Annotated in this window: 8 protein-coding genes; 1 reads left to right on the top strand and 7 read right to left on the bottom strand. The window is 42.5% G+C overall.

What is annotated here, in order from left to right; all coding sequences use genetic code 11:
• Positions 1 to 330: 330 nt before the first annotated feature.
• From rpoC to R6U02_RS02735, 4 genes are all read right to left on the bottom strand, one after another.
• Positions 331 to 3,966, bottom strand: coding sequence for a DNA-directed RNA polymerase subunit beta' (gene rpoC / locus R6U02_RS02750; RefSeq protein ID WP_410262108.1), 3,636 nt, complete (start codon positions 3,964 to 3,966; stop codon positions 331 to 333).
• A 124-nt stretch (positions 3,967 to 4,090) separates the two neighbouring features.
• The gene (gene rpoB / locus R6U02_RS02745; RefSeq protein ID WP_410262107.1) at positions 4,091 to 7,696 is read right to left on the bottom strand and encodes a DNA-directed RNA polymerase subunit beta; all 3,606 of its coding nucleotides are present in this window, start codon (positions 7,694 to 7,696) and stop codon (positions 4,091 to 4,093) included.
• A 382-nt stretch (positions 7,697 to 8,078) separates the two neighbouring features.
• A complete protein-coding gene (locus R6U02_RS02740) occupies positions 8,079 to 8,681 on the bottom strand; it encodes a class I SAM-dependent methyltransferase (protein WP_410262106.1) in 603 nt (200 codons plus the stop codon).
• 102 nt (positions 8,682 to 8,783) lie between these two features.
• Complete coding sequence (locus tag R6U02_RS02735; protein WP_410262105.1) at positions 8,784 to 10,070, bottom strand: uracil-xanthine permease family protein; 1,287 nt, start codon at positions 10,068 to 10,070, stop codon at positions 8,784 to 8,786.
• A gap of 352 nt (positions 10,071 to 10,422) precedes the next feature.
• Between R6U02_RS02735 and R6U02_RS02730 the strand changes: the two genes are divergently transcribed.
• Entirely contained in the window at positions 10,423 to 11,652 is a 1,230-nt protein-coding gene (locus tag R6U02_RS02730) for an MFS transporter (protein WP_410262104.1), read from the top strand.
• Between the two features lie 432 nt (positions 11,653 to 12,084).
• Here R6U02_RS02730 and R6U02_RS02725 read toward each other — a convergent pair whose 3' ends face one another.
• The 3 genes from R6U02_RS02725 to R6U02_RS02715 are packed head-to-tail and all read right to left on the bottom strand — an operon-like array spanning position 12,085 to position 14,970.
• On the bottom strand, positions 12,085 to 12,573 hold the full coding sequence (locus tag R6U02_RS02725) for an LURP-one-related/scramblase family protein (RefSeq protein ID WP_410262103.1): 489 nt from the start codon (positions 12,571 to 12,573) through the stop codon (positions 12,085 to 12,087).
• A gap of 9 nt (positions 12,574 to 12,582) precedes the next feature.
• The gene (locus R6U02_RS02720) at positions 12,583 to 13,749 is read right to left on the bottom strand and encodes an FtsW/RodA/SpoVE family cell cycle protein (protein WP_410262102.1); all 1,167 of its coding nucleotides are present in this window, start codon (positions 13,747 to 13,749) and stop codon (positions 12,583 to 12,585) included.
• Positions 13,750 to 13,773: 24 nt separating this feature from the next.
• Positions 13,774 to 14,970 (bottom strand): FtsW/RodA/SpoVE family cell cycle protein, encoded by a 1,197-nt coding sequence (locus R6U02_RS02715; protein ID WP_410262101.1) that lies wholly within the window; start codon positions 14,968 to 14,970, stop codon positions 13,774 to 13,776.
• Between the last annotated feature and the right edge of the window lie 84 nt (positions 14,971 to 15,054).

Here is a 15,054-nt window from a genome sequence, read left to right as displayed (position 1 = left end):
CCTCCCTTCATTAGTACTGACTTTCAATTTTTGTTTCTAGACCCACACTACCAGGCGGTTCATTTAAAAGCAAAAAAGAATAATCGCATCATATGCGGTTCAATTAACTTTCATAAACACTACCATAATATATGGTTATATGTTGCTCTTGCGCCCCAGTCAGAACGGCTGTTAACTCTTACGAGCTAGACGAATCTAGAGCAGGAATCTCTACACAAAAGCACATATAACATAATATCACGTGTAAATCAGAGTGTCAATAGCTTCTATTATTATTTCAAAAAAAGGAGTGACAGAGCAGCGCTGACTGCTCTATCTCCTAATTACGTTTTATTTTTTTGTATTTTCTGTTTGCGTTTTTTCGTCATTGATACTATAAACGTTTTCGCTGACGACGCCCACTTCTTTAGGCTTCATATCGTTATAGACTTTCATACCTGTTCCAGCCGGAATAGATTTACCTATAATAACATTTTCTTTCAAGCCAATGAGTGGATCGTTTTTCCCTCTGATCGCAGCATCTGTCAGGATACGTGTTGTTTCCTGGAAGGATGCGGCAGATAAGAAACTGTTTGTTTCAAGTGATGCTTTAGTGATACCTAATAATACTGAACGTGCTGTGGCAGGAAGTCCGCCTGATAATAACGTCTCTTTGTTTGCTTGTTTAAAGTCGTCTATATCGATCAAGCTACCTGGCAAGATGTTTGTATTCCCCGGATCGAGAACACGAACTTTTTGCAGCATCTGGCGAACCATTACTTCGATATGTTTATCGCCGATTTCTACCCCTTGACTACGGTAAGCGTATTGAACTTCTTTAAGCAAGTAGTTTTGTAATTTAAGAACATCACTAACTGCGAGCAGTTGTTTGGGATCGATCGAACCTTCGTTAAAGGCATCGCCACGCTCAATGAAGCTTCCTTCTTTGATACGCATACGTGCATTACTTGGCACGGTATACGTTCGTGTATCTGTTGCTCCTTTAACCGTGATCTCTTTCGTTCTCTCACCCTGTTTTTCATCGATTGAGATAATTTCGCCCGTTACTTCCGTAATGACGGCTTGTCCTTTAGGATGTCTTGCTTCAAATATCTCTTGAACACGAGGAAGACCCTGAGTGATATCATCACCGGCAACTCCCCCGGTATGGAACGTACGCATGGTCAACTGTGTGCCTGGTTCGCCGATAGACTGGGCAGCGATGGTTCCGACTGCTTCTCCAACTTCTACTGTGCGTCCCGTTGCCAGGTTACGTCCATAACATTTTTTACATACACCGTGTTTAGCGTTACAAGTAAATGCTGAACGAATGGTTACTTGTTCAATACCTGCTTCAACGATCGCTCTGGACAATCCTTCAGTGATCAAGTCATTCTCAGAAACCATAACTTCACCCGTTTTAGGATGTAGTACTGTTTTACGTGCATGTCTTCCGCTGATACGTTCTTCTAGTGGTTCAATGATCTCATTGCCGTCACGAATCGCTTCAACAACTAAACCACGTTTCGTACCACAATCTTCGTTACGGATAATAACGTCTTGTGCCACGTCAACCAAACGACGGGTAAGATAACCTGAGTCAGCCGTTTTAAGCGCTGTATCAGTCATACCTTTACGAGCTCCGTGAGTCGAGATAAACATTTCCAAAACGGATAAGCCTTCTCGGAAGTTCGATGTGATCGGCAGTTCCATGATTCGTCCACTTGGAGCAGCCATCAATCCACGCATGCCTGCTAACTGTGTAAAGTTAGAGATATTACCACGCGCTCCGGAATCACTCATCATGAAGATATTGTTGTGATTATCCAAAGTGGTCATCAAGTGTGCTTGAATCGTATCTTTTGTTTTCGTCCATACTTCAATGATCGAAGTGTAACGTTCTTCTTCCGTAATCAAACCACGGCGATGTGACGCATTGATGCGTTCTACTTGCTTATGCGCCTTCTCTAAGATTTCTTCCTTTTCTTCCAGGTGAGAAATATCAGAGATACCGACTGTGATACCAGATTTCGTCGAATATTTATAGCCTAAATTTTTCATCTTATCAAGCATTTTAGACGTTTCAGTTACTTGGAACTTTTTAAATACTTCAGCAATGATATTACTTAAATTTTTCTTTTTAAACGGTTCGACAAGAGGCATTTCGCTGATATGTTTTCTGATATCTGTACCATAAGGGACAAAATATTTATCAGGTGTTTTTACCTCAAGGTTTTCCATCGTTGGTTCATTTAAATAAGCGAATTCCTTGGGCATGATTTCGTTGAAAATCAATTTCCCGACTGTTGTAATCAAGAATTGCTCTTTTTGTTCATCGGTAAATGGTTTGTCAGGTAATGATGACGCATGTACCGCCACACGTGTATGCAAGTGAACATAGCCGGTTTGATAAGCTTGAACAGCTTCAGCAACACTTGACAATACCATTCCTTCTCCGATTTTCCCGTCCACTTCCATAGTCAGGTAATAGTTTCCTAAAACCATGTCCTGTGAAGGTGTTACAACGGGCTTGCCGTCTTTAGGGTTCAAGATGTTCTGAGCACCAAGCATCAGAATACGCGCTTCTGCCTGCGCTTCATCACTTAAAGGAACGTGAACAGCCATTTGGTCGCCATCGAAATCGGCGTTATAGGCTTCACAGACTAACGGGTGCAGACGGATCGCTTTACCTTCTACAAGAATAGGTTCAAAAGCTTGAATGCCTAATCGGTGCAAGGTAGGTGCGCGGTTCAGAAGAACGGGGTGTTCACGAATAACATCCTGTAAAACTGCCCAGACATCATCGTCCATACGCTCTACTTTGCGCTTGGCATTTTTAATGTTATTTGCGATCTCTCTTACAACTAACTCACGCATAACGAAAGGCTTGAATAATTCGATGGCCATTTCTTTCGGCAGGCCACACTGATACATTTTCAAGGTTGGTCCAACAACGATAACGGATCGGCCGGAATAGTCTACACGTTTACCCAGTAAGTTTTGACGGAAACGTCCTTGTTTCCCTTTCAACATATGAGACAACGATTTAAGCGGACGGTTACCTGGTCCAGTTACTGCACGCCCACGACGACCATTATCAACTAATGCATCGACAGCTTCCTGCAGCATACGTTTTTCGTTTTGAACAATAATATGAGGTGCACTTAAATCTAATAAACGTTTCAAACGGTTGTTACGGTTGATGACTCGACGATAAAGATCGTTCAAGTCACTTGTCGCAAAACGTCCACCTTCAAGTTGAACCATTGGTCTGATTTCAGGCGGGATGATTGGTACAACGTCCATGACCATCCATGACGGATCGTTCCCTGAATTTCTAAATGCTTCCAGGATATCTAAACGACGAATCGCACGTGTGCGTTTTTGACCGGAAGCTGTTTGAAGCAATTCTTTCAACTCTTTGGCTTCTTCTATTAGATCTACATTATTTAATAATGATTTAATGGCTTCGGCACCAATATCTGCCTGGAAAGATTTCCCATATTGTGCACGACGCTCACGGTATTCTCTTTCTGTCATTAATTGTTTTCTCTCGAGTGGTGTATCACCTGGATCGATGACAACATATGAAGCAAAATAAATGATTTCTTCCAGCGCGCGTGGTGACATGTCTAAAATCAGACCCATACGACTTGGGATCCCTTTAAAGTACCAGATATGCGTGACGGGTGCCGCTAATTCCAAATGTCCCATACGTTCTCTTCGGACTTTAGACTTTGTTACTTCGACCCCACAACGGTCACAAACGATGCCTTTATAATGAACACGTTTGTACTTACCGCAGGCACATTCGTAATCTTTTGATGGTCCAAATATTCTTTCACAGAATAAGCCATCTCTTTCTGGTTTCAATGTTCGATAATTAATTGTTTCTGGTTTTTTAACTTCTCCATAAGACCAACTACGGATCTTGTCTGGTGAAGCCAATCCAATCTGGATACTTTCAAATTTATTTACATCGATCAAAGGGGCTACCTCCCTTTTGTAGATTATGAAGCTGCCCTATTGCTTCACGTTTCTATTACTGATTTTCATGTAACTCATCGAGAGCCGATCATTCAACCGCGCTCTCGTTTACGCTACCTTATTTTCACTCTTGTTCTTGTTCTAGTTCGGCACGTGCGTTTTCTTCTTCAGCTTTTTTCTTAGCTTCTTCTGCACGTTTTTCATCTTGTTCTTTTTTCATTTTTTCTAAAGAGTCAATGTTTCCAAAATCATCATCTTCATCAGAATCTTCTAAATTGATTGCCTCTTTATTTATGTCTAAGACTTTCAGGTCCAGTCCCAATGATTGAAGCTCTTTGACAAGCACACGGAAAGATTCTGGAACACCTGGTTTAGGAATAGTTTCCCCTTTGACGATGGCTTCGTATGTTTTCACACGACCAACAACGTCATCTGATTTATATGTCAGGATTTCTTGCAAGGTATAAGCTGCTCCATATGCTTCAAGAGCCCAAACTTCCATCTCACCAAAACGTTGTCCACCAAATTGCGCTTTACCACCAAGTGGTTGTTGCGTAACAAGTGAATATGGTCCAGTAGAACGTGCATGCAGTTTATCGTCGACCATGTGTGCCAACTTGATATAGTACATGACTCCGACAGATATTCTGTTATCAAACGGTTCGCCTGTACGGCCATCGATCAGCACTGTTTTAGCGTCATCATCCATGCCTGCTTCTTTAATGGTTTCCCAGACATCTTCCTCTGATGCACCATCAAATACTGGCGAGGCAATATGAATACCTAATTTACGTGCAGCCATGCCCATATGAAGTTCAAGAACTTGTCCGATATTCATACGTGAAGGCACGCCAAGCGGGTTCAACATGATGTCGACCGGTGTGCCATCTGGCATAAACGGCATATCTTCCTCTGGTAAAATCAAAGATACAACACCTTTATTACCATGACGTCCAGCAAGCTTGTCTCCAACGTTGATTTTACGTTTTTGAACGATGAATACACGCACGAGATAGTTCACACCAGGAGATAATTCGTCCCCGGATTCACGTGTAAAGATCTTAACGTCATGAACAATACCGCCACTACCGTGTGAAACACGAAGAGACGTATCTCTTACTTCACGTGCTTTTTCACCGAAAATAGCATGCAGTAATTTTTCTTCTGCAGAAAGTTCTGATACTCCTTTAGGTGTTACTTTACCGACCAGGATGTCACCGTCGTGTACTTCTGCACCGATACGGATGATGCCGCGATCATCTAAGTTCTTAAGCGCATCGTCACCCACATTAGGTAGTTCACGAGTAATTTCCTCGGGTCCTAATTTTGTATCTCTCGCTTCTGATTCATGTTCTTCTATATGGATCGAAGTATATACATCATCTTTGACTAAACGTTCACTCATGATTATCGCATCTTCAAAGTTGTACCCATCGAATGTTGTAAAGGCGATCAGCGGGTTACGTCCAATAGCCATTTCGCCATTTTCCATAGAAGGCCCATCTGCTAAGATATCCCCTTTATCAACAACATCGCCATGGCGTGCTATAGCACGTTGATTGTACGAAGTTCCTGCATTTGATCGTTTAAATTTAGCTAATTGATATTTATCTAAAGCACCATCTTCACGTCTGACACGGATCTCTCTTGCATCCACGTACTCTACGTTACCTGAATTTTTAGCAATCACTGCCGCACCCGAATCTCGTGCCGCCGTGTATTCGATCCCTGTTCCTACGAGTGGTCCTTCTGGTTGAATCAAAGGAACCGCTTGACGCTGCATGTTTGCACCCATTAAAGCACGGTTGGAGTCATCGTTTTCCAAGAACGGAATACTTGCCGTCGCTACAGAAACAACCTGTTTAGGTGAGACATCCATGTAGTCTACTTTAGCTATTTCTATCTCTTCATTGTTATCTTTTGTACGCGCTAATACTAAATCATTAACAAATGACCCGTCTTCATTTAAAGGTGCATTCGCTTGGGCTACCACATATAGGTCCTCTACATCTGCAGTTAAATAATCGATTTGGTCAGTCACTCGACCCGTCTTCTTATCTACTCTACGGTAAGGTGTTTCGATGAAGCCAAATTCATTTATTTTTGCATAGGTTGAAAGACTGTTGATCAACCCGATGTTTGGTCCCTCAGGCGTTTCGATCGGACACATACGGCCATAGTGGGAATAATGGACGTCTCGTACTTCATAACCCGCACGGTCACGTGTTAATCCGCCGGGTCCCAAAGCAGATAGACGTCGTTTGTGGGTCAACTCACCTAGTGGGTTCGTTTGATCCATAAACTGAGACAGTTGAGACGAACCAAAGAATTCTTTGATCGACGCAACGACCGGACGGATGTTTACTAATTGTTGCGGTGTCGTCGTTGACGTGTCTTGTATAGACATACGCTCGCGTACAACACGTTCCATACGAGATAGACCAATACGGAACTGGTTTTGTAATAACTCTCCAACTGAACGGATACGTCTGTTTCCTAAGTGGTCAATGTCATCTGTTCCGCCAATACCTTCTTGTAGATTGAAGAAGTAGTTCATTGACGCAATCATATCGGCCGGAATAATATATTTGGTTTCTTTATCCGGATAAGCATTTCCAATGATGTGAACGACACGGACATTATCACTAGGAGAATAGACCTTGAACATTTGAAGTTCGATCGGTTCTGGCACAACACCGTCAGCTGAAGGATGGAGTGTGACATGATTCAATCCGTTATCGATACGCGGACCTAAGTCATTCATGAGTTCACGTGTAATGACGGTTCCTTCTTTAGCCAGTAATTCGCCTGTTTCACTATCTACAACAGCTTCTGCTAAAGTAAGTCCCATCAAACGGATTTTCAAGTCCATTTTTTTATTCATTTTATAACGACCGACACGTGCCAAGTCATAACGCTTAGGATCAAAGAAACGTGTGGTTAGTAAGCTGCGTGAAGAGTCCGCTGTTTTGGGTTCTCCCGGACGCAGACGCTCATACAGATCTTTCAATGCCTCTTCTACGCGAGAGTCTGACATGTTTTTATGAATATCTTTTTCCAGAGTCGCGGATAAGCTTTCGTTTTCGCCAAAGATATCCAGGATCTCATCATCTGATCCGAAACCTAGTGCACGAACAAGTACACTTAGCGGGATCTTACGCGTACGGTCAATCCGTACATTGGATAGTCCTTTAGAATCTGTTTCATATTCTAACCAAGCGCCTCGGTTAGGTATGACGGTCGAACCGAACCCTTCCATACCGTTCTTTTCAAGTTTCGGATGATAGTACACACCCGGTGAACGAACAAGTTGCGAAACGATAACACGTTCAGAACCGTTGATAATAAACGTTCCTTCTTCAGTCATCAGTGGGAAGTCGCCAAAGAACACTTCCTGCTCTTTTACTTCTCCTGTATCTTTGACCATTAAACGTAACTTTACATATAAAGGTGCCGAATAATTTGCATCGTGCTGTCTTGCTTCGTCTGTAGTATATTTTGGTTCCTGGAATTTATAGTCCGTAAAATCTAACGCTAGATTCCCAGAAAAGTCTTCAACAGGAGAGATATCTTTAAACATATCCTTAAGTCCTTCTTCTAGGAACCAATTATATGAATTAGTTTGAATTTCAATTAAGTTTGGAAGTTCTAATACTTCACTTATTCGTGAATAACTTCTACGTGTACGGTGCTTGCCGTATTTCACATCTTGGCCTGCCAACATCTTCACCCCTCGTTATTAATCACTAGTCGTCATATTCAAAAGCCATTGGTTCTGAAACGGAACATTTCCAGTAAAATGAACATTACAATTGCGTTACAAATATTACCATCCGTTTAAAAATTAGGGTTCCACCCTATTTTAGACCAAAAAAAATACAAAAGATTAGTGAAAGATACAGTCGCAATCATCACACATTCTTTTGTTTAGCTTCAAAAATCGCGTACGGACAATATTTCGCACGTGTTTCATTTTCATACTTTGTTTAGCGTCTACTAAGTCTATAGTAAAGAGGTTGGTAAGTCAAGGTCGAATTCGCTGTTAATACGGCTGCAAAAAAAGAATAACCTTTGCTTGTCAGAGCCAAAGGTTATTCTTTCCGTCAGAATTCTTATTTAAATGATTGTAAGACCCAGTAGCCTTTATCCAGACCGATGCGTTCCACGTTGCCAAACACATCATGCATTTTCTGTTCAGCGCTAGGCGCACCCTGTTTTTTTTGAATCACAATGATAAGGACACCTCGTTCAGCCAAGTGGTGATAGGCATCCGAGATGATTTGATGCACGACTTTTTTGCCTGCTCTTATCGGCGGGTTAGAAATCACGGCACCAAATGTCTGCTCTTTAACCTGTTCATATATGGAAGAAAGGTAAATCTCAACATTTTCGATCCCGTTTTCTGCAGCACTCTTTTTGGCCAGACTGATTGCTCGTTCATTGACATCCACCATCTGAACGGTCAATCCCGGATAGGCTTTAGCCAGCGACAAGCCTATCGGTCCATACCCACACCCCATGTCCAGTACTTTTTCATTTGGAAAAACAGCTGGGTCGATGGTCTCGATCAACACTTGTGACCCAAAATCGACGCGATCTTTGGAGAAAACGCCTGAATCTGTATATAACTTCAATTTATTGCCTTTTAAATTCACTTCAAAATTCTTTTCATTCTCTTTTGCATTCGGCCGAGATGTGAAATAATGATCCGTCATTGTATAGAGCCTCTTTCCGTTAGAACTTTTCTCTTCCAGTATACTATGCTAAAAGCTTTATCACAACGGATACTCGTTTCATTTCTTCTATATGCTTTGGACTTAATCTTCTTCCGTTTCTTGTTTCGGCAACAACTGATTCAGGACGATACCTACGATGGCACTGAGAGCCGTTCCTGACAAGGTTATAAAACCTGCGATGTCAAACACCGCGCCGCCCAAGCCGATTACCAGCATTGAACTGGCAATAACCAGGTTTCTGGACTGATTGAAGTCTACTTTATCTTCGATCATGACTTTTAGTCCATTACTCGCGATGACCCCGTATAACAGGATAGACATCCCGCCAAGCACTGCCCCTGGGATGGTTGATATGAGTGCCGTGAACTTACCCATAAAACTTAAGGTGATGGCAATGAAGGCAGCATTTCTTATGACTGAAACGGAGGCTACGCGTGTCATACCTATGACGCCTGTATTTTCTCCGTAGGTTGTATTGGCAGGTCCTCCGAAAAAGGCTGATACGGCAGTTGCTGCGCCATCACCGATCAAGGTGCGTTTCAGACCGGGTTCTTTTAAAAATTCTCTGTCACAAATTTTCCCTAAAACCGTGTGATCGCCAACATGTTCAGCCACAGTGACTAACACGATCGGCAGGATCGCCCAGGCTTCTGGTCCGAAGTAAAACGAATAATTGTTAAAGGTGTCCGTTTCAAACGGGAGATACAATTCCGGCAAAGCGAACCACTGTGCTTGTGCTACCACGGTGAAATCGACGATCCCCAGAAGCATCGACAGGATGTACCCTCCGACTATGCCTGTTAAGAAAGGAATGATTTTCATAAATCCTTTGGCTGAGGTATTAACGAACGCTGTAATTAAAAAGGTCGAAACGGCAACTAGAATCGTTCGCCAGTCGGAATTCATAACGAAGCCGGCACTTTGTACAGCATTACTGGCCAAGCCCAACCCGATCACCATGATCATTGGTCCAATGACGATCGGAGGCAAAATGGTATCCACCCAAGCCGTTCCAGTGAATCGTATGATCCCCGCGATAATGATATAAAGCAGCCCGACCATGATGACGCCCGTCTGCGCGGCGCTGATGTCCCCGCCCATTTGTTCGATCGCTATCTGCATCGCGGCGATATAGGCAAATGACGACCCGAGATAGACCGGGACTTTCGCTCTTGTTGCTATCTGATAAATGATCGTACCGACCCCACTTGCTAAAAGTGCAACGGAGACGGGCATGTTAAGCAGTACAGGGACGAGTATCGTTGCCCCGAACATTGCGAACACGTGCTGTAAACTTAAAAACAATCCCGTAAACAGCTTCGGTTTATCCTCCACGTCTAATATTAACGGTCGTTGTATAACTGCCATAATTCATCATCCCTCTTCCTTATTTTTGGGCATAAAAAAATGCCCTTTTCATTGTGCAAAAGGACCTCTAGGTAAGATGGATGCTAATCCTGCATTAAGAATAACTGTCTTCACGTTATTTACACGTGCAGCATACTCCCAAGCCTGTTAGCTTATGAATTTTTTCCATCCTTTTTTATCTCTCTGGATAAAATTAAAGGAATTTTGCTTTCACTTAGTTTACCAAGTGTCTCACGTTAATGCAAGACTAATTTCATTTCCCCCTGCATTGTTTTCTTGAATGGGGTTTACTTTCAAGAGAACGTATTAGTATACTAGATATAATACATCACTAGGAAGAGGTCTACTTAAAATGAATACCCCCTCAAAGAGTTTGAAGCACTGGCTGGTTTTAGCTGTAAGCTGCGGCATGTCGGCCAGTTCGATCGGACTAACGATGAACGTCATCGGTGTCTTTTATACGCCTGTTTCTCAAGATTTAGATGTTTACCGAGGTACCTTTGCCATGCACGCCACCTTATCATCCATTGCCCTAGCCGTTACAGCTTTATTCTTCGCCCCACTTGTTTATCGCTTCGGGTGGAAAAAGATCATCGCTACCGGTATGGCTCTCGCTTCTTTATCAACCATCGCAATGGCGTTTACGACCCAGATGTGGATCTTTTACCTGCTCGGTACACTTCGAGGCATAGGCGCCGGCCTTTATTCCATGGTCCCCTTATCTATCATTGTAAATAATTGGTTTGAGAAGAAAAAAGGTTTTGCCATGAGTCTTTCTTTCGGTTTCAGCGGTATTGCGGGCGCTATTTTCTCTCCAATATTCACTGCACTGATCAGTTCATTCGGCTGGGAGAACGGCTTCATCGCTATGGGGCTGGCCATGATTGTATTGGCATTACCCGCCATTCTTTATCGTTATTCTCTTGATCCCAAAGATGAAGGCCTTCTCCCCTATGGCCATGACGATTCAGAAGACGCCAGTGAACGTCTAATCAAAAAACCAAACTGGCTCAATTTTTCTTATACGAACATAGCCTTTATGCTGATTTTTCTGATTGCTTTTTCACACGCTTCGATCGCAGGAATTTCACAGCACTTGCCCGGTTTCGCAGAATCAATTTTTTTGTCTGAACAAGTCGGCGGGGTTATGTTATCTGCCGTCATGATCGGAAATATTACATTTAAACTTATTTTTGGATCCTTAAGCGATTATTTGGGCGTAGTCAATGCCAGTATCATCATGATCATTTCGAATGTGGTGAGCATTGTCATGCTTCTGACTCTGTCAAATGTCTACCTCCTTATCTTCAGTGCCTTTTTATTCGGTACCGTCTTCACTATTCCTGCTGTAGCCTTACCGCTTTTAACGACAGAATTTTTTGGAAAAGAATTATACGTCAGGATCTACCCTATCCTTTCGTTTTCAGCCGGCTTAGGCGTCGCTTTATCTATGACTTTAGTTGGCTACGCTTATGACTTTACAGGTTCCTATATTCTGGCTTTCACTATCGCGCTTGTCTTTCATGCGGTGAACATCCCCTTGCTCTTTGTGGCACAGAAACACTCTTTAAAACGAGCTTGAAAACGGCAAGGCAAAACATGTCAAGCTCAGCAATCCACCTGACACAATTGGTCTGTTAATCATATAGCCTGTCCTTAGAAATTGAGATGATCACCCCGGACAGTTCATTTTCGCTATCACTCAGCTTAATCTGTTCCTTCTACAATTAATAAACCGAACTTGGGCGTGCTTAGCACCGCTCACCGTTTTTTTCTTCCGAGTGTGCCGAACTTGGGCGTGCTTAGCACCACTCGCCGTTTTTTTCTCCCGAGTGTGCCGAACTTGGGCGTGCTTAGCACCACTCACTGCTTTTTTCTCCTGAGTGTGCCGATGCCAGCACTCTTGAAATACCCATACGTAAGAACTAGATGATCCATGCTTTAAAGAAGAGTGATTAATCAGAAAAAGGCCAGGACATGATGTCCTGGCCTTTTTTCATGTAATCGTAATTAGTTATGTAGCTGACTGACTGTTTCTCGCTTGAGAGATGACAGCATCGATGACGATGACCACACCAAGCAAAACGGAGACCGACTTTTCGTCATGAATGATTATTTCATAGGCGTCTCCCCATGACAGCCACTTCTTATTGATATCCGCGATCACTTTGTCGCCTTCTTTGATGACATAATCATGAGCCATCACCGAACCTTCAATATGCCAGTCCGGTCCAAGGATAGCGTAGTTGTTTTTGAAGAGAGCCCATTCTTTTTTCACCGTAGCAACTTTCTCTCCGTCTTGATACAGATCGAATTCCGGCAATAAATGCCATAACTTTTGCTCGATATACAGTTGTTCCTCATTCTGCTGATTAAACAGCCTCAATTTCTTCGCGAAGGTCAAAAACTCTCCTTCAACATAATACACATCACGTTCCACGTCATCTTTGATCGTAAAATGATCTTTGAACGACCAGACCTTTTGCTTGATATATAAACGCATATGTTCCTCCTATAGTTGTAGTTGAGATTGTGCTCGTTGATAGTTGACCCGAGCTGAGACATTGGCAACTAGACCTAATGAAACAGATAGTACCATTAGACTGGATCCTCCGTAACTGACGAACGGAAAAGTCACACCGGTGATCGGCATTAAACCAACGACACCCATGAGATTAATGAGCGATTGAATAAGGAACATGGATGCGATACCGATACTCAATAACGAGTTAAATGCACTCTTCGACCGAATAGCTGTCAGAATCATACGTGAAACCATCAGCGAAAACAGGGATAAGAGAATAAAAATACCAAGCAAACCAAATTCTTCTCCGATGATCGCCACGATAAAGTCTGTATAAGGGAAAGGTAGGTACCCAGTCTTTTGGATACTGTTACCAAATCCCACGCCAAACAGCCCGCCTTGACTTAAGGCATAATAGGAGTTTACCAGCTGCAAGCCAGCCCCTTCCGCTAGTTCAAACGGATCCCAGAATCCTAAGAAGCGTTTATACCGGTACTCGTCAAGAAAGAACAGATCGGTTCCGAACGTTCTGATCAGTTGTGTGAGGCCGAAAAGACTACTCACTCCAAAGAATCCGAATCCAAATCCCAGCTTAGGTGACACACCGCTTGCAAAAATCATGATAGCGGCAATTATAACAATAATGAATGAAGATCCCGTGTCAGGCTGAATGTATATGGAAAAAACGATCCCCACTACTAATATCAAAGGCGCAACAATCGCCTTAAAGAAATCTTCATTGATCAGCTTCTGCTTTTTCGAAAGAATATAGGCTAAATACCAGATAACCATGAACTTCGTGAATTCAGCAGGCTGAATGTTGATAAACGGGGTTTCGATCCAGCGCTTTGCTCCGTATATCTCTCTTCCGAAAATAAGAAGAAAAACAAGCGAAACAAAGGTTAAGGCTGTTCCAAACATTACAAACTTCTTCTTTCTCATTATTTCAAGAGGAAAAAACAATGCTATCGTGAACAGCACATAAGACATACCAACAAAGATGGCTTGTCTAGGTAAATAATGATGCGGATTATCATACATGTTTAATGCACTGTAGCTACTCGCACTATAAATCATGATAATGCTGAATAGCGTCAGAGCAAGATAGGGTAGCACTAGATATTTATCAACATATTTTATCCTATTTTTTAACATAAAGTCACTCCTTTCCTTCGTATCTTACGAGGTTCCCGGATAAAAATCTTCACCTTCGCCCGAGAAGAAGTAAGATTTATGATGATAACGCATGGACATGATCAAGCCTATTCCCATCATATTTCCAAGCAGAGATGACCCTCCTTGAGAAACAAACGGCAAAGGAATACCCGTGACTGGCAGTAAGCCGATATTCATTCCGATATTCTCCAGCACGTGAAAAGCGATCATCATAATGACCCCCGTGGCGATGTAAGCGTAAAATTCATTTCTCGTATCGTAGACCACTTTAATCATATGATACACAAGGACAAAGTAAATGAAAATAAGGAATGACCCACCTGCGAAACCGAAATTTTCACCGATGGTCGTAAAAATCATATCTGACTCTCGGACAGGAACATAGACCTCACTCACACCAAACCCTTTACCAAATACGCCCCCCGAACCGATAGACTTAAATGCCTGCGTCACTTGATAGGTCGCATCTGTTGAGCCCTGATGCGGATTCAACCAAGTATCGATCCGTGCAAATTGATAAGGTTTGAACAAACCTGTAGCAAGTAACAGGTCACGGTTGTAGACGGCTAACACTATGAGCGTTAGCCCTATTGTAGAAATAACCAGGAAAATGGGTAACAGGATTTGCCATTTTATTCCCGATAGCAGCACGACACCAACGAGGATCGCCATATATACCAAACCTGTTCCCAAGTCATTTTGCATGAAGACCAAAATGAGTGGTAATGAAGAATATAAAAACAATTTCCCCATTAAGAGAAAATCACTGGAATAGTCTCGCACTTGATAGGTACTGTTATGTTTCGTCACTGTTTTGGCCAGCATCAGAATGTAGGGGATTTTTACAAATTCTGAAGGTTGAAGGGTGCCTAACGGGCCAATGCGCACCCAGGATTTCCCTCCAGTACTCATCGCCATATTTCGGTCATAAAGTATGAGTGTCAAGACCAGCGCGACAATCCCCATGATATATAAATAACTCGTCATCTTCCATAATTGTTCTGAATCAAACTGCATGAGCACAAGAGCGGCTATCGTTCCTAATCCGTACCACAAGATTTGACGCAACGTCATACTTATTGGGGCACCTTGAATCATTACCGTCGTAGAATATATGGAAACGATACTTATGATAGCTAACAACATGACTGATAGAATTATGCCGTAATCAATACGTTGCGGGTATTTATTGTCATTCATTTTCTTCTTCCTTTCTTAGTGAAACGATCGATTCTGGTAAGCCTTAGGGAAAACCCTATTCAATGACACATTCTATCAGATATT

Source organism: Alkalibacterium sp. (assembly GCF_046484155.1).
GTDB lineage: Bacteria > Bacillota > Bacilli > Lactobacillales > Carnobacteriaceae_A > Alkalibacterium.
This window is presented reverse-complemented; position numbering and strand designations above follow the sequence as displayed.

Excerpts from the sequence above, each read along its gene's own strand:
- R6U02_RS02740 (WP_410262106.1), bottom strand. The coding sequence starts at position 8,681 with ATGACGGATCATTATTTCACATCTCGGCCGAATGCAAAAGAGAATGAA.
- R6U02_RS02735 (WP_410262105.1), bottom strand. The coding sequence starts at position 10,070 with ATGGCAGTTATACAACGACCGTTAATATTAGACGTGGAGGATAAACCG.
- R6U02_RS02730 (WP_410262104.1), top strand. The coding sequence starts at position 10,423 with ATGAATACCCCCTCAAAGAGTTTGAAGCACTGGCTGGTTTTAGCTGTA.
- R6U02_RS02725 (WP_410262103.1), bottom strand. The coding sequence starts at position 12,573 with ATGCGTTTATATATCAAGCAAAAGGTCTGGTCGTTCAAAGATCATTTT.
- R6U02_RS02720 (WP_410262102.1), bottom strand. The coding sequence starts at position 13,749 with ATGTTAAAAAATAGGATAAAATATGTTGATAAATATCTAGTGCTACCC.
- R6U02_RS02715 (WP_410262101.1), bottom strand. The coding sequence starts at position 14,970 with ATGAATGACAATAAATACCCGCAACGTATTGATTACGGCATAATTCTA.